Below are 22,056 nucleotides of genomic sequence, written 5' to 3' on the forward strand. Positions count from 1 at the left end.
TGAGCAAGGAAGAGTTCGTTGACGATAAGCGAACTCAGCAAGCGGTCATCATGAGTCTGATCATCATTGGCGAGGCCGCGACCAAAATAATGGACCGCTTTCCGGATTTCGTGGCGCAGCATCCAATGATTCCCTGGCGCAATATGCGCGGAATGCGTAACCGGATTGCTCACGGTTACTTCGATATCAACCTGGCTGTAGTGTGGGAAACGGTTCATTGCGCTTTGCCTGAATTACTAGCCTCCTTACCCACCGCGTCAGATTGATTGCACCCGCCCTGAAGCAGGTGCAATCAACTCAAACTACGGCATCACCGGCGGCGTATACGCCAATGTCGTCCCCAGCGCCCACAGCAACAGCAGCACCAGTGGCGTGTGCACCAGCAACTGCACGAACGAGAAGCCGATCAGATCCCGCGCCTTCAACCCAAGCACCCCGAGCAACGGCAGCATGTAGAACGGGTTGATCAAGTTCGGCAGGGCTTCCGCCGCGTTGTAGATCTGCACCGCCCAGCCAAGGTGGTATTGCAGATCGTTGGCGACCTGCATCACGTACGGCGCTTCGATGATCCACTTGCCGCCGCCCGACGGAATGAAGAAACCGAGAATCGCCGAATACACGCCCATCAGCAGCGCATAGGTGTCGTGCGAGGCGATGCTGACGAAGAACGTCGAGATGTGATGCGCCAGGGTTTGCGCATCGGTGCCTTTGACCGTGGTCATCAGCGCGGCGATCGAGCCGTACAACGGGAACTGGATCAATACGCCGGTGGTGGTCGGCACCGCACGGGCCACGGCATCGAGGAAGCTGCGCGGACGCCAGTGCAGCAGGGCGCCGAGCATGATGAACAGAAAGTTGTAGGTGTTCAGCCCGGAGATCGCGGTGATCGCCGGTTTGGTCGAAAACTCGTGGAACAGCCATCCCGCCGCCAGCAGCACCAGCACGATGATCAGCAGCGGGCTGTGTTCCAGCCATTCACCCGGGCGGGTGCGTGGTTGCAGCGGCGGCAGATTGAAGGCCGGGTCAATGCCGCAGGCCTTGGCGTCCCGCGCAGAGTTCGGGCCGGGCGCGGTGGCGTAGGCGATGATGATCGAGATCACGATCAGCGCCAGCAGCATGACCCCGGACTGCCAGAGGAAAATGGTTTCGGTGAACGGAATCACCCCGGTGATCGACAGGATCGATGGCGGCAGGCTGCCGGGGTTGGCCTGCAACTGTGCCGCCGACGAGGACAGGCCCAACGCCCATACCGCGCCGAGGCCCAGATACGCTGCGGCACCGGCGGCGCGGTAATCCATTTTCAGATCGCTGCGGCGGGCGAGGGCGCGCACCAGCAAACCGCCGAACACCAGCGACAGGCCCCAGTTGAGCAACGAGGCGACCATCGAGATCAGTGCGACCCAGGCCACGGCGGAGCGGCCGTTCTTGGGGATTCGCGCCAGACGGTCGATCAGTTTTACAGCGGGCGGCGAACTGGCGACGACGTAGCCACCAATCACCACAAAGGCCATCTGCATGGTGAACGGGATCAGGCTCCAGAAACCATCACCGAAGGCCATGGCGGCATCGGTGGGCTTGGCGCCCATCGCCAGCGTCGCCAGCGCAACGATGATGACGGCCAACGCGGCGAACACCCAGGAATCGGGAAACCAGCGTTCGGCAAAACTTGAACAGCGCAGGGCAAAGCGCGCAGAGCGGCTATCTTCGATATCAACGGCCACAGGAATACCTCGGATTTTTATGGTTATTGTGGTGTTGCGGATGAAACAGCCATTACCTGTGTAGGAGCGAGCCTGCTCGCGATAGCGTCCGTTCATTCAACATGTGAATTGACTGATCTGGCGCCATCGCGAGCAGGCTCACTCCTACAGGGGTTTGACCGTGGGAGTCGCCATGTCTCAACAGTAATTCAACTGCCGACGCTTTGTGAGCAGGTTTTGCAAAACCGGGACTATGGTCTAACGGGTTGTCCATCCGCCCGTTTGCGTAGACCATGGGCGCCTTGGTTTTTTGCCTGATCCAGAGTTCTTTGCCATGACTGCCCAATCCACGGCCAAACCCGCGCCGTTCAGCCGCTCCGACTACAAGACCCTCGGCCTTGCGGCCCTTGGCGGGGCGCTGGAGATCTACGATTTCATCATTTTCGTATTCTTCGCCCTGACCCTCAGCCAACTGTTCTTCCCGCCAGAAATGCCCGAGTGGCTGCGTCTGCTGCAAAGCTTCGGCATCTTCGTCACCGGCTATCTGGCTCGGCCGCTGGGCGGGATTCTGATGGCGCATTTCGCCGATAAACTCGGGCGCAAGAAAGTTTTCAGCCTGAGCATCCTGATGATGGCGCTGCCATGCCTGCTGATCGGGATCATGCCGACGTATGCGCAGATCGGCTATTTCGCGCCGCTGCTGTTGCTGGCGCTGCGCATCCTGCAAGGCGCGGCGGTGGGCGGTGAAGTGCCGAGCGCTTGGGTGTTCGTTGCCGAACATGCGCCGACCGGCCATCGCGGTTATGCGTTGGGCTTTCTGCAAGCCGGGCTGACCTTCGGTTACCTGATCGGCGCGCTGACCGCGACGTTCCTGGCACAAGTCTTCACCCCGACGGAAATCCTCGATTACGCCTGGCGTTATCCGTTCCTGCTCGGTGGTGTGTTCGGCGTGATTGGCGTTTACCTGCGTCGCTGGCTGAGCGAAACCCCGGTGTTCATGGCCATGGAAGCGCAACGCGACGCGCGCGTCGAACTGCCGTTGCGCACGGTGCTGCGTGAGCATCGGCTGGCGATGTTGCCGGCCATGCTGCTGACCTGCGTGCTGACCTCGGCGGTGGTGGTGTTTGTGGTCATCACCCCGACGATGATGCAGAAAACCTTCGGCATGTCCGCCAGCCACACCTTCGCCCTCAGCGCCTTGGGCATCGTCTTTCTGAATATCGGTTGCGTGCTCGCCGGGCTGCTGGTCGACCGCATTGGCGCCTGGCGTACGGTCATGCTCTACAGCTTGTTGCTGCCGCTGGGCATTGGCGTGCTCTACGGCTGCCTGATCAGCGGCGGCGACTGGATTGGCATCGCCTACGCCATTGCCGGTCTCGCCTGTGGCGTTGTCGGCGCGGTGCCTTCGGTGATGGTCGGTTTGTTCCCGGCGCGCATTCGTGTGTCGGGCATTTCCTTCACCTACAACATTGCTTACGCCGCCTGGGCCAGTTTCACACCGCTGTTGCTGATCGGTCTGATGCCGTGGAGCCCGTGGATCTGTGTGATTTTCTGCGCGGTGATGGGCGTGGTAGGCATTCTGGCTGCGGCGTATTTCGGCGCGCGGATGCCGCGTACGGGACAGTGTCAGGTGGCGGGCCCGGCCTGATCGTGCGCAGTCGAATTATTTTTGACTGACGGGTCGCAAGGGCGCTTCAGAAAAACTTTCCAAGGCCGATGGTTAGGCTGCATCCCGCTTTCTATCCTGCCCATCGGTACCTTGCCATGTTCAACAAACGCCTGAAGCAAGAGCTGGCCGCTCTTCGTGAAGAACTCTCCAGCCTTGTACAAGTGAAGGAAAGCCTGGAAAGCGAGATGCTGGTGCTGAACCTTGAGCCCGATGGCCGGGTGCAGTCAGTCAACCAGAACTTCCTCAACGAGATGCTCTACAAGAGCCACGACCTCATTGGTCGGGCGATTGAAGACATCGTACCGGTGCATGTGAAGTCCGACGATTTCCATCATCGCTTCAAGAACGCCCTGACCCGCGGCGAGCATTTCGCCGGCGCCATCCGCCTGATGCGCGGCAATGGTGAAGAGGCGTGGCTGCGCTCGATTGTGCAGCCGGTGCGCTCTTCGGATGGGCGGATCAAGCACATCTCGATCTTTGCCAGTGACCTGACCCGCACCATCGAAGCGTCTCGCGAACATGAAAACCTGATCGGCGCGCTGGTGCGTTCCACGGCAGTGATCGAGTTCGATCTCAATGGCAATGTGCTGAACGCCAACGACCGCTTTCTCAACGGCATGGGCTACAGCCTGGCGCAGATCAAGGGCAAACATCACCGCATGTTTTGCACGCCGGAGGAGTACAACAGCGTTGATTACCAGAATTTCTGGCGACGTTTGAACAATGGCGAATTCGTGGCTGAACGGTTCAAGCGAGTCGACAGTCATGGTCGTACGGTCTGGCTGGAAGCGTCCTACAACCCAGTGGTCGATGCCAACGACAAACTGTACAAAGTGGTGAAGTTCGCCACGGTGATCACCGATCAGGTCAATCGCGAACAAGCCGTGGCCGAAGCCGCCAACATTGCCTACAGCACCTCGCAGCAAACCGACAGCACCGCCCAGCGTGGCACCACGGTGGTGACCGAAGCGGTCAACGTGATGCGCGATTTGTCCAGGCACATGCAAACCGCCGGGGAAGGCATCGAAGCGCTGAACGAGCAGTCGCTGGTGATCGGCACCATCGTCAAAACCATCAGCGGGATTGCCGAGCAGACCAACCTGCTGGCGCTCAACGCGGCCATCGAAGCCGCGCGGGCCGGTGAGCAGGGCCGTGGCTTCGCGGTAGTGGCCGATGAAGTACGCCAACTGGCCTCACGTACCAGCCAGGCGACCGACGAGATCGTTGGTGTGGTGCGACAGAATCAGGAAATGGCTCGCAACGCCGTGGCGCTGATGACCGACGGCAAGCTCCAGGCTGAACAAGGCCTGGCGCTGGCGGCAGAGGCGGGCACGGTGATCGTCGAGATTCAGGACGGCGCGCAGAAAGTCGTCAACGCCGTCGGCCAGTTCGCCAACCAACTCTCGCACTGAAGCCCCACCCAATCACTGTAGGAGCTGTCGAGTAAAACGAGGCTGCGATCTTTTGACCTTAATGTTGAGGTCCAAGATCAAAAGATCGCAGCGTTCCGCCGCTCCTGCAGGTTTTTCACCAGCAGATATTTCGGTGCTGGCGCTACAATCGGCTCCTTTTCTCCCCGGAGCAGATCCCCATGAGCGATTCCCACCGCCGCCCGGTTCCCCTCAACAAAGCCTACCGGTTGCTCAACCACGGGCCGACCGTATTGGTCAGTGCCGCTCATGACGGCCAGCGCAATATCATGGCCGCCGCCTGGGCGATGCCGCTGGATTTCGAACCGCCGAAAGTTGCCGTGGTGCTCGATAAAGCGACCTGGACGCGGCAGTTGCTCGAAGCATCGGGCACGTTCGTCCTCAACGTACCGTGCGCACAACAGGCCGATATCGTGCAAACCGTCGGCACCACTTCCGGTCTGGATCTGGTTGGCAATCAGGGCCACGACAAGTTCGAAGCGTATGGCCTGCAAACTTTTGCCGGAGATCTCGTAGACGCGCCGCTGCTCGACGGCTGTGTTGCCTGGCTTGAATGCCGGCTGCTGCCGGAGCCGCACAACCATCAGCAGTACGATCTGTTCCTCGCCGAAGTGATTGCCGCTCACGCCGATGCGCGCGTATTCAGCGAAGGGCGCTGGCATTTCGACGGCCACGATTCACTGCGCACGCTGCACCATGTGGCGGGCGGGCATTTCCTCACCATCGGTGATGCGCTGGATGGCAAAGTGCTGGAGGCGAAACCATCTGTGTGAAATATAAATTAACGTTTTGCAGTAATTAATTATTGTTTTACGATAATTTTATCGTCTATGGTTTGTCTCACATTCATTCTGTGAGGCATCCCATGACTTCCGTTTCTCTCGCGCAATTCAGCCGTCGCATGGCCACGATCACGCTGCTGCTGATCATTCTCATGCTGGTACTCAACGCCGCAGTCTGGTTATTCCCGACGCTGGGCAGCAAGGACGGTCTGGGCCTGGGGTTCGCGTTGAGCGAACGCCAGCTCTCGGACATGACCAGCGCTGCTGCGGTGTTTCCGTGGTGGCAAACCCTGGGCGCCATCGTGCTGTCGAGTATTCCCCTGATCGCACTGGCCTTTGGTTTGAAAGCGCTGCGCCGTCTTTTCCAGTGCTACGCCACGGGTGAGTATTTTTCCGCTGAAGCCGCCGGTCATCTGGGCAAGGTCGGGCGCGCCGTGGCCCTTTGGGTACTGCTGGATTTTCTCTGCGAGCCAATGCTCAGTCTGTGGGTTACGCAAAACGCACCGGTCGGCGAGCGAATGGTGACCCTGAGCGTCACGGCTTCCACCTTCGTCGCGCTGTTCATGGCCGGCTGCATTTCGATCATTGCGCGCATCCTGTCGCAAGCCAGCGAAGTGGACTCCGAAAACCGTACTTTTATTTGAGATCGCCATGTCTATCGTGATTCAGCTGGATGTGATGCTCGCCTTGCGAAAAGTCAAATCGAAGGATTTGGCCGCAGCCATCGGCATCACCGAGGCCAATCTGTCGTTGCTCAAGCAGGGCAAGGTCAAGGGCCTGCGTCTGGCAACTCTGGACGCCATCTGTGAATACCTGAACTGCCAACCCGGCGACCTTTTGATACGCGTGCCGGATGGCGAACCTGCTGTTTAAAAGCAGTGTTCAACCCATGGCAAAACGCTGTGGGATGCTGCAAGGTATGGGGCATTGTCGAATCAATCAGGCACATGCCCCATGGATCTCTCAACTGTGAGCTACTTTGCTCCACTGCTGTCGCTGGCGCTGTTGTGGACAGTCGCGGTGATCACGCCGGGGCCAAACTTCTTCAATATCGCGCAACTGGCCGTCAGCCGTTCGCGGCGCCATGGCGTCGTCGCCGCACTTGGCGTGGCCAGCGGCACGGTGCTCTGGGGCTTGGCTGGCGGGCTGGGCATCCAGTCGTTGTTCAGCGCCGCACCGACGCTGTACCTCAGTTTCAAGATCGCGGGTGGCTGCTACCTGATCTACCTCGGCCTCAAGCAATTCAAGCGCAAAGCCGCTACCGCGCCGGGTACGCTGGATGCGTCGCAGCAAACACTGCGCGGCGCCTATGCCCGGGGCTTTCTCGGCAACATGACCAACCCGAAATCGGCACTGTTTGTCGCCACCATCTTCGCTACTGCAATGCCGGCACACATACCGCCGTTATTGCTGGCGCTGGCGGTGCTGACCATGGCCACGCTGTCATTCAGCTGGTATTGCAGCGTCGCACTGTTCTTCGCCAGCCGCCGGATGGCGAGTATTTACGAACGCTCGCGTAAGTGGCTGGATCGACTGGCGGGTGGCTGCTACTTGCTGTTTGGCGCGCACTTGGTGGCGAGCCGTTGAGCGAAAACAGGCTGAACGAACAGAACTTGTGGCGAGGGAGCTTGCTCCCACCGGGGCGCGAAGCGGCCCCAATCTTAAATCCAGGAGCAGGGCCTGCTGCGCAGTCCAGCGGGAGCAACCTCCCTCGCCACAATCCTCAATCCCCCAAAGCTTCGCCTTCACGCCGCGGATCCGCGCCACCTTCGAGCGTTGCTTTGCCCTGCGCATCCTTGACCCGCACGATGGCCTGAGTGCCGCTGGTCATGTCGATTTCGTTCACGGCATGTCCCTTGTCTTTCAGTGCTTGAATCAGCATCGGGCTGAACTGGCCTTGCTCCAGTTCGGTCGGGCCATTGCGGCTGCCGAAGTTGGGCAGGCTGATGGCGCTTTGTGGGTCGAGGTTCCAGTCGAGCAGGCCGATGGTGGTTTTTGCCACGTATTCGATGATCTGCGAGCCGCCCGGTGAGCCGACGCTGGCGAGGAATTCGCCGCTGTTGCGATCGAAGATAAGCGTGGGAGCCATCGACGAGCGTGGGCGTTTGCCGGGTTCGACGCGGTTGGCGACTTTTTGGCCGTTCTCTTCAGGGATAAAGGAGAAGTCGGTCATCTGGTTGTTGAGCAGAAAACCCTGAACCATCAGGTGCGAACCGAACGCTGCTTCGATGGTGGTGGTCATCGACACGGCACCGCCGAGGTCATCCACCGCGACCACTTGTGACGTCGAGATACGCAGTGGCGAACGGTCGGGCGCGTAGGCCACCTGCACACCCGGCGGTGTGCCAGGTTTAGCGGTGCCCATGCTGCGCTCGCCGATCAGGCTGGCGCGGCTGGCCAGATAACCCGGGTCGACCAGGCCTTTCACTGGTACAGGAACGAAGTCAGTATCGGCCACGTATTGCGCACGGTCGGCGTAGGCCTGACGTTCAGCTTCGGCGATCAGGTGCACCGCTTGTGGCGCGGGTTCGATGCCGGCGGGTTTGTCAGTTTTCACCGGTTTCAGTGGGGTGAGTGACAAGCGCGGATCGCGGGTTTCCAGCGCCTGCAAGGTGCCGAGAATCTGCGCCACCGCGATGCCGCCCGACGACGGTGGCGGCATGCCGCAGACCTGCCAGCGTTTGTAATCGGTGCACAGCGGCGCGCGTTCTTTGGCTTGATAGTGCTGAAGATCGTTCAGCGACAGGCTGCCGGGGTTGGCATGGCCCTGCACTTTGGCGACGATTTCTTCAGCGATCGGGCCTTTGTACAACGCATCGGCACCTTCATTGGCGATGCGTTTGAGCACGGCGGCCAACGGTGGATTCTGCAAGCGCGAGCCGACGGCTTTGACGCTGCCATCAGCGTTGAGGAAATACTTGGCCATGTCGGGCGAATGGCGGATCACCGGGTCTGATTCCAGCAGCGAGTGCAAACGCGGCGAAATCGCAAAGCCTTGCTCCGACAGTTTGATCGCCGGTTCAAACAGCTTCGCCCAAGGCAGGCGACCGTGTTGTTTGTGCGCCAGCTCAAGTGCACGCAATACACCCGGCGTACCGACTGAGCGACCGCCGATCTGTGCCTGTGGGAACGACATCGGTTTGCCGTCAGGGCGCAGAAAGAGTTTCTCGGTAGCACTGGCCGGTGCGGTTTCGCGGCCGTCATAGGTGCGCACCTGTTTACCGTCCCACAACACGATCATCGCGCCGCCACCGATGCCGGAGGATTGCGGCTCAACCAGCGTCAGCACCGCTTGCATCGCAATCGCCGCATCAATCGCCGAACCGCCCTGACGCAGCATCTCGCGACCTGCTTCAGCGGCCAATGGATTGGCAGCCGCTGCCATGTGTTTGCTGGCGTGACGGGTTTGCAGATCGGTACGGAAACCGGACGCGGCTTCCGGTGCCAGCGGCAAAGTCGAGGAGGGCGGGGCGTTGCAGGCGGTGAGGGTCAGGGCGCTGATGATCAGTGTCAGGGCAGGCAGGCGAAAGCGCTTCAAGGGCAAGGCTGAAAACACGCGGGCTCTCCGTCCGTGGATTAAAAGTCTGAGGGACTTTATCGACCGCTCGGTCGCGACGCAAACCGGTGGGCATTTTTGTCTTTCTTTTCGGGGCGGATGTTCGCTAGGGTCAGCGTCAATTGACTGACCGCACACGTCCCCCTGTAGGCCTTCGCCTGCTCGCGATAGCGGTGGGTCAGTCAGCAATGATGTTGGATGTGATGACGCTATCGCGAGCAGGCGAAGGCCTACAGAGGTCAAACCATAAAAATCACAAGAGGCCAAGAATGCACAGCGAGTTCCCCACCGACTCCACTTACCGCAATCAACGCGAACAGTTCCTGGCCGCCGCCAACGCCGCCGGCGCCACGCTCACCTCCTACGCACATCCGCGCTGTGGGCCATTTGGCGAACCGTTGAGCACCGACGTCGCTGTGCTCGGTGATCCACAGGCCAAACGCCGATTGGTAGCGCTCAGCGGTACTCACGGCGTGGAGGGGTATTACGGTTCCGACTGCCAAATCGATTGGCTGAAAGATTTCATCCCTGGCTCCCTGCCCAAGGATGTCGCGGTGGTCATGGTGCATCTGATCAATCCATGGGGCACCGCATGGCTGCGCCGGGTCAACGAAGACAACATCGACCTCAACCGCAATCACCTGGATTTCACCGTGCCGCTGCCGGACAACCGCGCGTACGCCGCACTGCATGAAATCTACGCCTGCACCGAACTGAACGGCGCCGAGCGTCAACTCGCGGATGCCATGCTCGATGCGCAAATCAACGAACACGGCTGGCCAGCGGTAATGTCGATTGTCGAGGGCGGTCAACACAGTCATCCCGACGGACTGTTTTACGGTGGCCGCGCGCCGAGCTGGTCGAATCGCACCTTGCATCAAATCATCGAGGCGCACCTGGCTGGCGCTGAAACCGTGATGTGTTTCGACCTGCACACCGGCGCCGGCGAATACGGTCATCCGATGTTGCTGACGATTACGCAGGCACCTTACCCGGCACTCGCGCAAGCTCAGGCAATTTACGGCCCATGGCTCTACACCCTGCACACCGGCGCCGACACGTTGAGCGAAACCGGAGTGGCAGCGACGGCTACCGGATACACCTCGCAAGCGTTGCTCAATGTTTTACCGGATGTGCAGTTGATGCCGTTCGTGATCGAGTGCGGGACCTATCCGGGCGCGGACGTGCACCGGCATTTGCGTGATGACCATTGGCTGCATCTGCACGGCGATCCACTGGATGCAACGGGGAGGGCGATCAAGCTGAATCTGCTCGAACAGTTTTATCCAGCCGATCCTGACTGGCGCGCGATGGTCGGTTTGCGCACCCGGCAGATCTGGGCCAAAGGTCTGGCGGCACTGGCTGACTAATAGTGGCGAGGGGATTTATCCCCGATGGGCTGCGAAGCGGCCCCAATGTTCATCCGGTAAAAAGGTCATCTCGTGCCCCATCGAGGATAAATCGCCCTCGCCACAACGGGCATAAAAAAACGGCCTGCCTTGCGGTAAGCCGTTTTCAGTACGTGTAAAACGTCGAAAAAACCGACGGCGCCGAAGAAAAACTCCCCGGCCTCAGCGTTTTTTATCGCAACGCTTTCACCCTGACCGTCCTTCTGAACAGCGGCAACGCGAACAACACAAACAGCGCCGCCGCAGCAGACAGCGCTAACGGCAGGCCGTGGGCGCTGGTTGTCATCGCTGCGCTGCTGACCAAGGGCCCGAGCAAACTGCCGACCCCCCATAAAAAACCGGCGCTGGCATTCGCGGTGACCAGGTCGGGGCCCTTGAACCCTTCGCCGATCAGAATGATCGCCAGGGTATAAACGCCGCCAGCAACGGCGCCGAGTACCACAAGGCTTGGCCAGAGCAAGAGGGGATAGTTCATCAACCACGGCAAGCAGACACCGATGGCCAGAGAAAGCACACCGCACCCCAAATAGACAATCGGCCTGGCAACGTTGTCCGAGAGCCAGCCCAGTGGGAACTGGAAGGCCGCGTCACCGAGCAGAATCACCGTCACCATGAGCGCAGCGAATTTGATCGCATAGCCGTGATCGGCAGCGTAAACCGGAAACATCGAGAGGATCACGCTATCGAAAAACGAGAAGAAAATGATGCCCATACACAGCGCCGGCGCCACTTGAATGAAGCCCAGCACCGAGAACGTCTTGCTTTCCGAATGCCCGTGATGCTCCTTTTGCCTGGGCAAGGTGAACCAGATCATCCCTAGCGCCAATAGATGTCCGCCAATCACCACACTGATCACCTGGGGGCCAGCAGTGCCGAAGAGGGCCACCATCCCGGGCCCCAGTAGCTGGAACACCGTAAAGCAGGTGGTGTAGATCGCGACAACCCGGCCTCTGTAATGGTCCTCGGCGATTTCATTCACCCAGGACTCCCCCAGAATAATGATCACCCCCGCCGCGAGCCCCATCGCAAACCTGGCCAGTGCCAGGGCGTACACCGTCGAGGCGAAGAACTCGACGGCGGCCACGCTCAGGGTCGACAGGGCGAAACATCCCAAATAAATATGTCGACGGCTCAGCCGCTGGCAGATCCAGTCCACCAGAAAGGCCGACAGCATCATTCCGGCTGCGGGCAGTGCCGACATCACGCCGATATGCACAGCCGACGCTCCCGCCTGGTACAGGCGCAACGCAACCACTGGCACGGTCGAACCGATACATAACCCGACAATGGAAACGCCGAGTACCAGCGCCGCCAACAATAATCTATTCATTCATCACACCTCAGGCTCACTGCCCATCGATAGCTGGCCCGCGCACGCTCAAACCGCCACGAGATGCTCGTGGATATCCCGTTGAGGCAACGTCGGTTTGGCAATTCGCACGCCGTTCACATACAGGCAGGACGCCGCGACCCCATACCCGCCGTAAGGGTTGTAGCCCTTCTCCACGACATGCAGGTCGGTGTTGTTCAGCACAGTCTCCGCGGCATGTTTGCCTGACGCTACCAGCTCGTCGATGTAGCCACTGCTGCCAAACAACGATACGTACATGGAATTGGGGGCATAGAGCGGATGTTCGAAGTAGCCCGCCAGCTCGCTGTCATCTGCATAAGGTTGAACGAAGAACACGGGGGCAAAAAACTCTTTGTAGTTGCCGCCCAGCGACAATGGCCGCTCGAACACGGTTGGACGTATCAACCCGCTGATCGGATTGATCTCGCCGCCATACGTACAGTGTTCGCGATACTCCTTGAACATCTTCACCACTTTCAACGTATGGTCAGGGTCGCTATTGGGGCCGACGATGTTCTCTTTGCGTGCGTAATCGCCCACATAGTCCTCGCACTTGACCAGCTCTTCGCGCAGCCGACGGATGAACTCACCGTAGACCTGGCGATGCACCAGGATGCTGTTGGGACCGGCGCAATCCTGTCCCTGGTTGTACAACACCACCCGCAGCGCACTTTCGATCGCGGTGTCGATTGATGCATCTGCCGACACCACCAGTGGGTTATGGCCCGCCCCGTTGAGGATGAACAAGGTGCGCTTGAGGTAGGACTTTCTGACTTTGGTCGCGTTTTCCGGCGTGCCGGTAAAAATAACCACATCGGACATCGCAGCGGTCTGGCTGACGAACGTTTCTTTGTCGGCAAAAGAGACATTCAGGTTCGGAAAGAAGCGCTCCAGCTGCAACGACTCCAGCAACTTCCTGTAGTGCGAGTGCATCGCCGTCGGTGGTCGAAGCCAGGCTGAATCGGCCAGCAATGAAGGAATAATGCCAAAACACGTCGTGGCATAGATCGGCTGGTTGAGCGGCAAGTAACTGGTCACGCAACGCACCCGGCGTTCAAAGAAAGGGCTGTTAAGCGCCAGGCACTCAAGAAATTCGACACACCGCTCAATCTCATCCACCGCCACGTTGTAGCATTCGAACCCCGAAAGGCTCTCGGCAATTGCCTCACTGTTGCTTCGAAGATGCTGTGCAAACGCTGCGGCACGGGCTTTGACCTCTTCGAAATCGATGGCTTCCAGCACTTGCCGGGCCTCTGGTGGCCTTTCAATCGTGGCCATCGGGCGCGGAACTTCGGACAACTCGGTGGTGGCTTGATTGAACTGCACTTCGCTCATGGTTTCACTTTCCCTGTATTGAGTTGCCTGTTTGATCCGTGATTCGAGTTGCGCACTAAAAGCCTGAACACCCAGACGATTGACGTACCCGTGGAGTCGCGGCCCGCTTTCCTCGCCGAACAGACAGGCGTAAAGCATCCGGTAAGCATCGCCGTGACTGGCGACGCCAACCTGATCGAAGATTTGCGTTATCTGTTCGCGAGTAACCGGTCCTGGGTGGACCGCCAGTTGTTTGAACTGCTCCGACATCCGATAGAGCACCGACTCCCCGTTCTTGTTGAGCATCCGTGGCAGGAAAAGTGGGCAACTCGTTCCTGGTAATAGGTAAATGCTTTCTGGACCACATCGGTGAAGCCGTCATCCGCCACGATGTCCTGTCGGGTTTTGTCGTGCTGGAGCAGGTAGTGGTAAGCCGCATCAATGTTTTCTGGATGGCAGGCAGTAAAGATGTTCAGCATCCGCTGATAGGTGGTGCGACGCTTGCCATGGCGCGGTGGGCGATGGAAATAACCGACGGGATTGTCATCGTCGCCCTCGACCATGCGCGCATGGTCAGCCCGGTAATGGTCATAGGCCTTGATCGACACCTGAGGGTGGAAGCGCGTGGTGCGATAAGGGTTGTTGAACATGAAATGCTGCAACGCCCCCTCGGGCATGTATTTGCTCACTTGCTCCAGAGAAAAGCCATTGCCTTTGCTTTTGGATATTTTTTTGCCGGCGATGTCGGTAAACAGCCCGTACTTCATCAGGATCGGAGCTCGCACATCCAATACCTGGCAGATATCGCGCACCGTATTCGCCGAGTCGGTCAGGTCTTCGCCATGCATTTCAAAAGCAATATTGCGGTGAATCAGGCGCATTGCCCAATCGGCCTTCCATTGCAACTTGCAGTGACCATCCAACACTGAGGTGGTGATGTCTTCGCCAATCGGCTCGTCGGCGTAGTACTCCTGTGACGTAATGCTGTATTCCTCGCCTGGCCGGTTGATCAGCAGGTCTGGCGGGATCTGATAGACAATTTCCCCGTGCTGCACATCCACATGCCGAACCACCAGATGCTCGATGATCCGCCCTGAAAAGCGCGAAACGGGCATGAACATGCTGTAGCTCTTTCTACGGGTAATTCCCAGACGTGAGGCCACGACCTGATTGATCGCCTCCATTCGAGAGAGAAACTGCTTGATGGTCGAGTTGTAGTAACCGGATCGATAGAGCGCACTGTTTTCAATCAACTGATAGTCGAGCGCATAGGGCATCAGTGCCTGATCAAGTCGAGCGTTAATGCCTGCCGACAGACTGCCCGCCTGTTCAAATGGGTCGGGAATATCGCACAACGGTAGCCCCAGACTACTTTGCAGGAGCTGCGGCTGAGGGAATGTTCCGGGTACTTTTCGCAGCGCGTCCAGATCGTCGGAAACAATAAACAGCCGGGTTTCCTTGCTGGATATTTTCTCGAAGGCGGTTTTTACGATGCTGACGCGCAACACCTCACACAACGTTCCGATATGGGGAAGCCCGGAGGGTCCGAAACCTGCGCCGAACGCGACGACCCCATTGTTATCGGCAGTTCTTTCCTGAATTTGCCGAGCAAGACTCTTCCACCACATGCAGTGAACTCCCTGTTAGATGCATCAAAAGACCCGCCCCACCCAAGTGGACGTCCCGTTAAAAAGGCTCAGGCAATCGCTGACAGGCAGGCCAAGGCACCCGGCCAGTTATCAGGAAGGCAATAGGTTCAATAACGACTTAGCGTTTTTGGGGGGGAGGAGAGAAAGTAAAGGCAAACAAAATGCTGCGACGACGACTGTTCGCAACATGGCTATCGAAAAGGGCGATATCCGGGCGGACATGCGCGATGAGTCGATGTGGGCTCAATAAGGAAGGGAACATGAGAGTATCAATAACCAGATATTCGCAAACGCTTCTACCTACGCGTTCGCCGTGTTCGATTACAGGCAGGCAACAAAACGCCTACCAACCCTTGTAAAAATGAAGCTCCTGATCTGGTACTGATGTGTGCCGTCATCCGACTCAACCTTGAGAAATGACTGACACGATCAACGGAAACAGCCTACGTCAGCGGCTCATCAGAAATCAATCCCCCGGACATTAACCCCACCAGACAAAACCACAAGGGTTCATTCTGCTCTGGAGAGTGCGTCCGATTGCCTGACGCGAAACCGGAGTGGCAGCGACGGCTACCGGGTACACCTCACAGGCGTTGCTCAATGCTTTACCGGACGTGCAGTTAATGCCGTTGGTGATCGAGTGCGGGACGTATCCTGGGCCGGATGTGCATCGTTATTTGCGCGATGACCAGTGGCTGCATCTGCATGGCAATCCGCCGGATGCGACGGGGAGGGCGATCAAGTTGAATCTGCTGGAGCAGTTCTATCCGGCTGATCCGGAGTGGTGCGAGATGGTCGGTTTGCGCACTCGACAAATCTGGGCGAAAGGGTTGTCGGCGGCGGCTTGCTGAAAAGGCATTTCGCGCCTGTAGTACCTCGCCCCCGACCTAGCGGTTGTTCTGCATTTCTCCTACAAACCTTTCAGGTCGACAACTTACGCGCCTTTACCTGAGGATGTTTTCTGTTGTTTTTCCAGGATGGATTTCAGATGAAAAGGATGAGTCCGTTGCCAATCAACTCTATTTTCAGTCGGCCATTGTCATGAGTATTTCCAATGAGGATCGCGATTTTCTGGTGGCGCTGGGCAGTCGCATTGCTCACTTACGCACAGTGCACGAGATCACACAGACGCGGTTTGCACGGGCCTTAGGTCTTTCCCGGCAAACCTTTCAGGGCTACGAGGAGGGCACGCGCAGCATGCCGGTCACGACACTGGTGAAGATGGCATTTGCGCTTCGCGTGCCTGTTGAGGACCTGCTTGGGGTGCCTTCGTACACGGAGACGCCCAGACGCAGCTTGACCTCGACATGGTATCGACGCCTGCAGTCCATCAATGAGCTTTCGAAGGTTCAACAGAAGGTCATTGCGCAGATGCTCGACGCCCTGATCGCACAGGCAGCGACCAAAGCGAGCGAAGAGAAGGATGTTTGAAGTGACAGATCACTTCGACTTTTCTCGAGACATAAAAAAACGGCCTACCTTTCGGTAAGCCGTTTTTAGTACTTGGTGGCTACACAGGGACTTGAACCCCGGACCCCAGCATTATGAATGCTATGCTCTAACCAACTGAGCTATGTAGCCAAGTGGCGCGCATTATTCCCCTGAAATGGAAAAGCGTCAAGCGTAAATTTAAAAATTTTTTCTACGCTTTCAACCGTTTATCAAAATCACCGGCTGAGCAGCGGCGAAGGGCAGCGTTGGAACCAGCGGCTGGCCTGTTCATAAGCGTGCGCCAATTGCAGGACAGCGAAGTCGGCCTGGTGCTTGCCGATGATCTGCAACCCCATCGGCAAACCGTCCGCATTGAACCCCGCCTGGACGTTCGCAACCGGGCAACCCGACAAAGTGCCGGGAATCACGACTTCCATCCAGCGGTGATACGTGTCCATCGCCACGCCCTCAATCGACGTCGGCCAAGGCTGGGTTTTATCGAACGGGAACACTTGGGCGCTGGGCAATAGCAGGTAATCGTACTTTTCGAACAGCCGAGAAATCGCCCGATACCAATCGCTGCGAACCACTGAGGCGGCGAACACTTCGCTGGCCGACAGCTTCAGGCCGTTTTCCACTTCCCAAATCGCTTCCGGCTTCAACAATGTACGCTTCTGTGGATCGGCATACGTCGCGCCCAAAGACCCCGCGACCATCCAGTGCCGCAACGTCCGCCAACTGCTCCACAGCCGCTCAGGCGCGAAATCCGGCAGAACGGACTCAACGTGGCAGCCGAGGCTCTCAAAGTCGGCAAAGGTCTTCTCACACAGCGAGAGCACGCCTTGCTCCATCGGCAGATACCCACCGAAATCGCCCAGCCAACCCAACCGCGTGCTTTTGAAGTCACGCCCCAGCGGAGCGGCAAACGCCTCACCGGATTCAGCGATGGACAGCGGCGCCCGCGCATCACCGCCAGCCTGCACCGACAACAGCAACGCCGCATCTTTCACACTGCGCGCCATCGGCCCTTCGTAACCGAGCTGATCAAAAAACAGATCGGCACTGTCATCGAACGGCACACGTCCCTGCGACGGGCGAAAACCAAAAATGTTGTTGAACGCCGCCGGATTACGCAGCGAACCCATCATGTCGCTGCCATCCGCGACGGGCACCAGATGCATCGCCAGCGCGGCCGCCGCGCCACCGCTACTGCCGCCCGCCGTCTTGCTCGGGTCGTACGCGCACGCGGTGGCGCCAAACAACGGGTTGTAACTCTGCGAACCGAGGCCGAATTCTGGGGTGTTGGTCTTGCCGATAATGATCGCCCCAGCAGCCTTGATCCGCTCGACCATGATGCCGTCGCGCTCAGGCACAAAGTTTTTGTACAACGGCGAACCCAGCGTGGTGCGGATGCCCTGGGTCAGCGACAGATCCTTGATCGCATGGGGCAGGCCATGCATCCAGCCCCGGTATTCGCCACGCGCCAGTTCGGCATCGCGTTCGTCGGCCTGAGCCAGCAGATGTTCCGGTGATTGCAGGCTGATCAACGCATTGACCAGCGGGTTGAAACGTTCGATATGGGCAAGGTAAGTCTGCATCACTTCCCGGCAGGAAACCTGGCGCAGGCGAATGCGGTCGGCGAGCTCGTGAGCCTGCAACAGGACCAGTTCGCTGATGTTATTAGAGTTCATTGCAAGCGGCCTTTCAGACGGCTGGAAAAACGCCCCGCCAGTGCGACGGGGCGGTAGCGATCAACGCATCAGGTTGGTCCAGAGACGGTCAGCGAGGCGGATCGCGCCTTCACCGCAGGTCTTGCTGAACACCACGTTGGTGCCCTCGGGAATGTGCAATTCCGGCGCGTCCTTGAGCGCTGCGTCGAGGAACGGTTCGACGCCTTTGATCGGGCTCTGGTGCTTGAGGAAGTTCTGCGTCATCGCCGAGTTTTCCGGCTGACTGAGGAAGGCGATAAACGCCTTGGCATTCGCCGGATTTTTGCTGCCGGCAGGGATGACCATGTTGTCGACCCAGGCCAGCACGCCTTCTTTCGGGTAGAGGTATTTCAGTGTCGGTTTCATCTCGCGAGCACGCATCGATGAACCACCCCAGAACATCGACATATCGATTTCACCCGAGGCGAGATTCTCGCGAATCGAGCCGGCCTTGGAGCTGTAGGTTTTCACGAATGGCTTCTGCGCCTTGAGCAGCGTCAGCACCTGCTGCATCTGTTTCGGGTCTTCGCTGCACAGCGGAATGTTCAGGTACAGGCTAGCCATGTCGACCATGTCGCTGACCGAGTCGAACATGTTGATGCGCCCCTGCAGCTCGGCTGGCGGCTCATACAAAACCTTGTAGCTGTCGGCCGCGCCTTTGTAGCGCGCGCTGTCGAGGACGACGCTGGTGGTGCCCCAAATGAACGGCACCGAATACGCGCCCTCCGGGTCCCAACTCGGTTTTTTCAAGTTATCCACAACGCTGGCGTAGTAGGGCTCTTTGACCGGGTCGAAGCGTTCCAGCAGGTTTTCCTTGATCAGAATCGGCACGAACTGGTGCGACGGAATCGCCACGTCATAACCGGCGCCACCCTGTTTCAATTTCGCCAGCAGCGTCTCGTTGGAATCGTAGGAATCGACGGTGACTTCGATACCGGTCTGCTTCTGGAACTTGGCGAGAATCTCCGGCGAAAAGTAGCCGCTCCAGCTCACCACGTTGAGTTTCTCGGCGGCCTGAACGCTGCCCGTCATCGCCAGCGGCACAGTCAGGAACAACGAAGTGCCAACGCTTTTTATCCACTTGCTCATGATATTTCCCCACAGGTCGTAGAAGGTTCAGGCGTTCTTTTTGCCCAACAGGTAAGAGAGGCTGACGAACAGCACCGAGACGCCGAGGATCAGCGTCGACACGGCGTTGACGTCGGGTGTCACGCCCATGCGCAGCAGGCCGAAAATGAAGATCGGCAGGGTTGTCGTGCCGGCCTGCGAGACCATCATCGAGATGACGAAGTTATCCAGCGAGACGATGAAGGCCAGCATCAGCCCGGAGAAAATCCCCGGCATCAGCAGCGGCAGAGTGACCTTGCGAAAGGTGCGCCACGGGCCGGCATAGAGATCGGCCGAGGCTTGTTCCAGCGACAGGTCCATGTCGTTCAATCTTGCGCGAATCGGCAGGTAGGCGAAGGGAATGCAGAACACCGTGTGCGCGATGATCAGGTTGCCGTAACCCAGCGACAGACCGATGGTGGAGAACAGCGCCAGCGTCGCTACACCAACGACAATTTCCGGCAACACCAGCGGCAACATGATCGCGCCCATCGACAATTGCAGACCCTTGAACTTGGCGCCGCGCGAGGTGCCGAGGGCAGCGAGGGTGGCAATCGCCGTGGCGATCATGCTTGCGCAGACGGCGATCAACAGGCTGTTGCCGGCGGCCTGGCGCAAGGCCTGATTGGCGAACGCGGCGCGATACCAATCGAGGCTGAAACCGGTCCACACCGTCGCCGATTGGTTGGCATTGAAGGAGAACACCACCAACACCACGATCGGCGCGTAGAGGTACAGATAGAACAGAAAACTGAAGCCGCCGAAGCCGGGGAAGTCCTGCACACCCAGCCCTTTGCGTTTGAATAGGCCGATCATTACGCACCTCCTTTGGCGATGCGCTGGCGCTCAGCGCGCAAGGCATAAACGGTCAGCACCAGCATCACTGCGGCCATCAGCACCAGCGACAACGCCGCGCCAAACGGCCAGTTACGCGCATCGCTGAACTGCCGGAAAATCAGGTTGCCGAGCATCATCCGCGTGCCGCCACCGAGCAGTTCCGGGGCGATCATCGCGCCCAGACACGGCACGAAGGTGAGGATGGCGCCGGCGAGAATTCCCGGTTTGGCGATCGGCAAGACGACTTTGCGCAAGGTGCGGATGCGCCCGGCATAGAGATCCTGCGCGGCTTCGAGCAGGCGGATATCCATCTTTTCCAGCGTCGCGTAAATCGGCAACACCACGAACGGCGCATAGGTGTAAACCAGCCCCAGCAGCACCGCGCCGTCGGTGTACAACAACTGCAATGGTTCGTGGATAACGCCCATGCCCATCAGGCTGTTGTTGATCACTCCGGTGTTACGCAGCAGCAGAATCCACGCGTAAGTGCGGATCAGCAGGTTGGCCCAGAACGGCACGGTGATCAGAAAGATCAGCAAGCCGCGACGATGCGCCGGCTGCATCGCCAGCCACACGGCGACCGGAAAACCGATCAGCAATGTGATGATCGTGGTCAGCCCGGCAATGCCGATCGAGCGCAGGGCGATGAGCAAATACGAGTCGGCAAAGGCGAGGCTGTCGTCCAGTTGGCGCTCGAACAGCAGCGAGGTGTAGGCGTCACTGCTGAAGACTTTATTGACCCCGCCGTAGGGGTTGGCCTCCATCAGCGAATAGCCGATGACGATGAGAATCGGCACCACCAGAAACAAACAGATAGCGATCAGCGCCGGGCTGACCCCGAGGAAACTCTGGAAGGCTTTGCGCCGCTCCAGCGTGTTGGCAATCGGTAAGGCGTGCATGGCAATTCCTCCGGCTCAATCGTGCAGGACGCTGGCGCTGCCCTGGTCGAACAGCAAACCGGCCTGGGAGCCGACCGCAAAGCGCAGGCTTTGGTCGACGCAATTGGGCGTACGCACGGTGAGGCGCGAACCGTCGCTGAGGCTGACCTGATATTGCAGATCAGTGCCGAGATAGATCTGCGCTTCGATCCGGCACGGCAGCGCGGTTTCGGTAGCCGCTGGCACCAGATGCAGACGCTCAGGTCGTACCGACAGGCTGACGTTGGCGCCGACCTGCACATCGCTGCACGGTTGCGCGGGCAGCGGATGCCCGGCAGGCCCGGCGAACCACGCCTTCCCGTCCTCAACGCGAGTGACGGTGCCTTCGATGAAATTGGTTTCGCCGATGAAGTCGGCGACGAAGCGATTACGCGGGCGTTCGTAGATATCTTCAGGCCGACCGACCTGCTGCACTTCGCCTTCGGACAATACGGCGATGCGGTCGGACATGGTCAGCGCTTCTTCCTGGTCGTGGGTGACGAAGATGAAGGTGATGCCGGTCTTGGCCTGGATGGTTTTCAACTCTTCGCGCATCGCCTGACGCAGCTTGAGATCGAGTGCCGACAGCGGCTCATCGAGCAACAGCACTTTCGGATGCGGTGCCAAAGCGCGGGCGAGGGCGACACGTTGTTGCTGACCGCCCGACAGCTGCGCCGGTTTGCGATTGGCGAAGCGCTCCATCTGCACCAGCGCCAGCATCTCGCGCACACGCTCGGCGATTTGCGCCTTGGTGAGGACTTTGCCCATCGGCTGTGATTCGAGGCCGAATGCCAGGTTCTCGGCGATGGTCATGTGCGGGAACAGCGCGTAATGCTGGAACACCGTGTTGACCGGACGTTGGAACGGCGGGCGATCAGCGATGTTTTCGCCGTAGAGAAGAATCTCGCCTTCGGTGGGAAATTCGAAACCGGCGATCATCCGCAGCAGCGTGGTCTTGCCGCAGCCGGAAGGGCCGAGAAGGGTGAAGAATTCGTTGTCGCGGATGTCCAGGTCGATGCTTTTCAGCGCCACCGGACCGGTCTGCGGATCACCGTAAACCTTGCGCACTGAGCGGATCGAGACCGCCAGCGTTTGCAGCGAATGCAGGGCATTCATGCGTTACCTCCGATTCCCCCATCGCCTGCGACTCGCTTTGCAAAGCGTTGCCGTCGGGCCATGGATATTATTTTTTTGG

18 protein-coding genes, 1 tRNA gene and 3 pseudogenes are annotated in these 22,056 nt (G+C 58.9%); 11 read left to right on the top strand and 11 right to left on the bottom strand.

What is annotated here, in order from left to right; genetic code table 11:
- The first annotated feature begins 50 nt into the window (after nt 1-50).
- A complete protein-coding gene (locus tag ACQ4MY_RS05700; protein ID WP_440094295.1) occupies nt 51-266 on the top strand; it encodes a HepT-like ribonuclease domain-containing protein in 216 nt (71 codons plus the stop codon).
- A 36-nt stretch (nt 267-302) separates the two neighbouring features.
- Here ACQ4MY_RS05700 and ACQ4MY_RS05705 read toward each other — a convergent pair whose 3' ends face one another.
- Nucleotides 303-1,721 (bottom strand): short-chain fatty acid transporter, encoded by a 1,419-nt coding sequence (locus tag ACQ4MY_RS05705; RefSeq protein WP_440094296.1) that lies wholly within the window; start codon nt 1,719-1,721, stop codon nt 303-305.
- Nucleotides 1,722-2,034: 313 nt separating this feature from the next.
- Here ACQ4MY_RS05705 and ACQ4MY_RS05710 point away from each other — a divergent pair, with 313 nt between their 5' ends.
- The 7 genes and pseudogenes from ACQ4MY_RS05710 to ACQ4MY_RS05740 all read left to right on the top strand — a co-directional run bounded on the left by ACQ4MY_RS05710 (nt 2,035) and on the right by ACQ4MY_RS05740 (nt 7,168).
- The gene (locus ACQ4MY_RS05710) at nt 2,035-3,348 is read left to right on the top strand and encodes an MFS transporter (RefSeq protein ID WP_440094298.1); all 1,314 of its coding nucleotides are present in this window, start codon (nt 2,035-2,037) and stop codon (nt 3,346-3,348) included.
- 206 nt (nt 3,349-3,554) lie between these two features.
- Nucleotides 3,555-4,241 (top strand): annotated as a pseudogene (locus ACQ4MY_RS05715) (PAS domain-containing protein); the annotation flags it as partial.
- Between the two features lie 102 nt (nt 4,242-4,343).
- Nucleotides 4,344-4,781: pseudogene (locus ACQ4MY_RS05720) on the top strand (methyl-accepting chemotaxis protein); the annotation flags it as partial.
- A gap of 179 nt (nt 4,782-4,960) precedes the next feature.
- Nucleotides 4,961-5,572: a flavin reductase family protein gene (locus tag ACQ4MY_RS05725; RefSeq protein ID WP_008079577.1), complete on the top strand. Its 612-nt coding sequence runs from the start codon at nt 4,961-4,963 to the stop codon at nt 5,570-5,572.
- 92 nt (nt 5,573-5,664) lie between these two features.
- Nucleotides 5,665-6,225 carry a DUF2975 domain-containing protein gene (locus ACQ4MY_RS05730; RefSeq protein ID WP_440094300.1) on the top strand — a complete coding sequence of 187 codons (561 nt, stop codon included), beginning with the start codon at nt 5,665-5,667 and terminating at the stop codon, nt 6,223-6,225.
- 7 nt (nt 6,226-6,232) lie between these two features.
- Nucleotides 6,233-6,454 (top strand): helix-turn-helix domain-containing protein, encoded by a 222-nt coding sequence (locus ACQ4MY_RS05735; RefSeq protein WP_008079575.1) that lies wholly within the window; start codon nt 6,233-6,235, stop codon nt 6,452-6,454.
- Between the two features lie 81 nt (nt 6,455-6,535).
- Entirely contained in the window at nt 6,536-7,168 is a 633-nt protein-coding gene (locus tag ACQ4MY_RS05740; protein WP_440094302.1) for a LysE family translocator, read from the top strand.
- Between the two features lie 136 nt (nt 7,169-7,304).
- Here ACQ4MY_RS05740 and ggt read toward each other — a convergent pair whose 3' ends face one another.
- Nucleotides 7,305-9,137 carry a gamma-glutamyltransferase gene (gene ggt, locus ACQ4MY_RS05745; protein WP_440094304.1) on the bottom strand — a complete coding sequence of 611 codons (1,833 nt, stop codon included), beginning with the start codon at nt 9,135-9,137 and terminating at the stop codon, nt 7,305-7,307.
- Between the two features lie 269 nt (nt 9,138-9,406).
- Here ggt and ACQ4MY_RS05750 point away from each other — a divergent pair, with 269 nt between their 5' ends.
- Nucleotides 9,407-10,507, top strand: a complete 1,101-nt coding sequence (locus tag ACQ4MY_RS05750; RefSeq protein ID WP_440094306.1) for a DUF2817 domain-containing protein — start codon at nt 9,407-9,409, stop codon at nt 10,505-10,507.
- 211 nt (nt 10,508-10,718) lie between these two features.
- On the opposite strand, the gene ACQ4MY_RS05755 is transcribed toward ACQ4MY_RS05750, so the two are convergent.
- Genes ACQ4MY_RS05755 through ACQ4MY_RS05765 form a run of 3 tightly spaced genes read right to left on the bottom strand, consistent with a single transcriptional unit; the run spans nt 10,719 to nt 14,839 of the window.
- Entirely contained in the window at nt 10,719-11,876 is a 1,158-nt protein-coding gene (locus ACQ4MY_RS05755; protein WP_440094308.1) for an MFS transporter, read from the bottom strand.
- Between the two features lie 48 nt (nt 11,877-11,924).
- Nucleotides 11,925-13,481 carry an aldehyde dehydrogenase family protein gene (locus ACQ4MY_RS05760; RefSeq protein WP_440094310.1) on the bottom strand — a complete coding sequence of 519 codons (1,557 nt, stop codon included), beginning with the start codon at nt 13,479-13,481 and terminating at the stop codon, nt 11,925-11,927.
- Entirely contained in the window at nt 13,421-14,839 is a 1,419-nt protein-coding gene (locus ACQ4MY_RS05765; RefSeq protein WP_440094311.1) for a hypothetical protein, read from the bottom strand. The genes ACQ4MY_RS05760 and ACQ4MY_RS05765 overlap by 61 nt, the downstream gene beginning before the upstream one ends.
- A 569-nt stretch (nt 14,840-15,408) precedes the next feature.
- Between ACQ4MY_RS05765 and ACQ4MY_RS05770 the strand changes: the two are divergent.
- Together ACQ4MY_RS05770 and ACQ4MY_RS05775 are read left to right on the top strand one after the other, a co-directional pair.
- A pseudogene (locus tag ACQ4MY_RS05770) lies at nt 15,409-15,711 on the top strand (DUF2817 domain-containing protein); the annotation flags it as partial.
- A 190-nt stretch (nt 15,712-15,901) separates the two neighbouring features.
- Complete coding sequence (locus ACQ4MY_RS05775; RefSeq protein WP_440094313.1) at nt 15,902-16,291, top strand: helix-turn-helix domain-containing protein; 390 nt, start codon at nt 15,902-15,904, stop codon at nt 16,289-16,291.
- Nucleotides 16,292-16,364: 73 nt separating this feature from the next.
- Here ACQ4MY_RS05775 and ACQ4MY_RS05780 read toward each other — a convergent pair.
- The 6 genes from ACQ4MY_RS05780 to ACQ4MY_RS05805 all read right to left on the bottom strand — a co-directional run bounded on the left by ACQ4MY_RS05780 (nt 16,365) and on the right by ACQ4MY_RS05805 (nt 21,977).
- Nucleotides 16,365-16,441: transfer RNA gene (locus ACQ4MY_RS05780), tRNA-Met, on the bottom strand.
- A gap of 86 nt (nt 16,442-16,527) precedes the next feature.
- A complete protein-coding gene (locus ACQ4MY_RS05785) occupies nt 16,528-17,982 on the bottom strand; it encodes an amidase (RefSeq protein WP_440094315.1) in 1,455 nt (484 codons plus the stop codon).
- 60 nt (nt 17,983-18,042) lie between these two features.
- Nucleotides 18,043-19,089 (bottom strand): ABC transporter substrate-binding protein, encoded by a 1,047-nt coding sequence (locus ACQ4MY_RS05790; RefSeq protein ID WP_440094317.1) that lies wholly within the window; start codon nt 19,087-19,089, stop codon nt 18,043-18,045.
- 27 nt (nt 19,090-19,116) lie between these two features.
- Nucleotides 19,117-19,923, bottom strand: coding sequence for an ABC transporter permease (locus ACQ4MY_RS05795; RefSeq protein WP_008079566.1), 807 nt, complete (start codon nt 19,921-19,923; stop codon nt 19,117-19,119).
- Nucleotides 19,923-20,843, bottom strand: coding sequence for an ABC transporter permease (locus ACQ4MY_RS05800; RefSeq protein ID WP_008079565.1), 921 nt, complete (start codon nt 20,841-20,843; stop codon nt 19,923-19,925). Before ACQ4MY_RS05800 ends, ACQ4MY_RS05795 begins: the two co-directional genes overlap by 1 nt.
- A gap of 15 nt (nt 20,844-20,858) precedes the next feature.
- Nucleotides 20,859-21,977 carry an ABC transporter ATP-binding protein gene (locus tag ACQ4MY_RS05805; protein ID WP_440094319.1) on the bottom strand — a complete coding sequence of 373 codons (1,119 nt, stop codon included), beginning with the start codon at nt 21,975-21,977 and terminating at the stop codon, nt 20,859-20,861.
- Nucleotides 21,978-22,056 lie beyond the last annotated feature (79 nt).

This window comes from Pseudomonas sp. SM4, assembly GCF_051913165.1.
Lineage (GTDB): Bacteria > Pseudomonadota > Gammaproteobacteria > Pseudomonadales > Pseudomonadaceae > Aquipseudomonas.

Excerpts from the sequence above, each read along its gene's own strand:
- ACQ4MY_RS05750 (WP_440094306.1), top strand. The coding sequence starts at position 9,407 with ATGCACAGCGAGTTCCCCACCGACTCCACTTACCGCAATCAACGCGAA.
- ACQ4MY_RS05755 (WP_440094308.1), bottom strand. The coding sequence starts at position 11,876 with ATGAATAGATTATTGTTGGCGGCGCTGGTACTCGGCGTTTCCATTGTC.
- ACQ4MY_RS05800 (WP_008079565.1), bottom strand. The coding sequence starts at position 20,843 with ATGCACGCCTTACCGATTGCCAACACGCTGGAGCGGCGCAAAGCCTTC.
- ACQ4MY_RS05765 (WP_440094311.1), bottom strand. The coding sequence starts at position 14,839 with ATGTGGTGGAAGAGTCTTGCTCGGCAAATTCAGGAAAGAACTGCCGAT.
- ACQ4MY_RS05785 (WP_440094315.1), bottom strand. The coding sequence starts at position 17,982 with ATGAACTCTAATAACATCAGCGAACTGGTCCTGTTGCAGGCTCACGAG.
- ACQ4MY_RS05700 (WP_440094295.1), top strand. The coding sequence starts at position 51 with ATGAGTCTGATCATCATTGGCGAGGCCGCGACCAAAATAATGGACCGC.
- ACQ4MY_RS05725 (WP_008079577.1), top strand. The coding sequence starts at position 4,961 with ATGAGCGATTCCCACCGCCGCCCGGTTCCCCTCAACAAAGCCTACCGG.
- ACQ4MY_RS05775 (WP_440094313.1), top strand. The coding sequence starts at position 15,902 with ATGAGTATTTCCAATGAGGATCGCGATTTTCTGGTGGCGCTGGGCAGT.
- ACQ4MY_RS05795 (WP_008079566.1), bottom strand. The coding sequence starts at position 19,923 with ATGATCGGCCTATTCAAACGCAAAGGGCTGGGTGTGCAGGACTTCCCC.
- ACQ4MY_RS05760 (WP_440094310.1), bottom strand. The coding sequence starts at position 13,481 with ATGTCGGAGCAGTTCAAACAACTGGCGGTCCACCCAGGACCGGTTACT.
- ACQ4MY_RS05805 (WP_440094319.1), bottom strand. The coding sequence starts at position 21,977 with ATGAATGCCCTGCATTCGCTGCAAACGCTGGCGGTCTCGATCCGCTCA.
- ACQ4MY_RS05790 (WP_440094317.1), bottom strand. The coding sequence starts at position 19,089 with ATGAGCAAGTGGATAAAAAGCGTTGGCACTTCGTTGTTCCTGACTGTG.
- ACQ4MY_RS05710 (WP_440094298.1), top strand. The coding sequence starts at position 2,035 with ATGACTGCCCAATCCACGGCCAAACCCGCGCCGTTCAGCCGCTCCGAC.
- ACQ4MY_RS05740 (WP_440094302.1), top strand. The coding sequence starts at position 6,536 with ATGGATCTCTCAACTGTGAGCTACTTTGCTCCACTGCTGTCGCTGGCG.
- ACQ4MY_RS05735 (WP_008079575.1), top strand. The coding sequence starts at position 6,233 with ATGTCTATCGTGATTCAGCTGGATGTGATGCTCGCCTTGCGAAAAGTC.
- ACQ4MY_RS05730 (WP_440094300.1), top strand. The coding sequence starts at position 5,665 with ATGACTTCCGTTTCTCTCGCGCAATTCAGCCGTCGCATGGCCACGATC.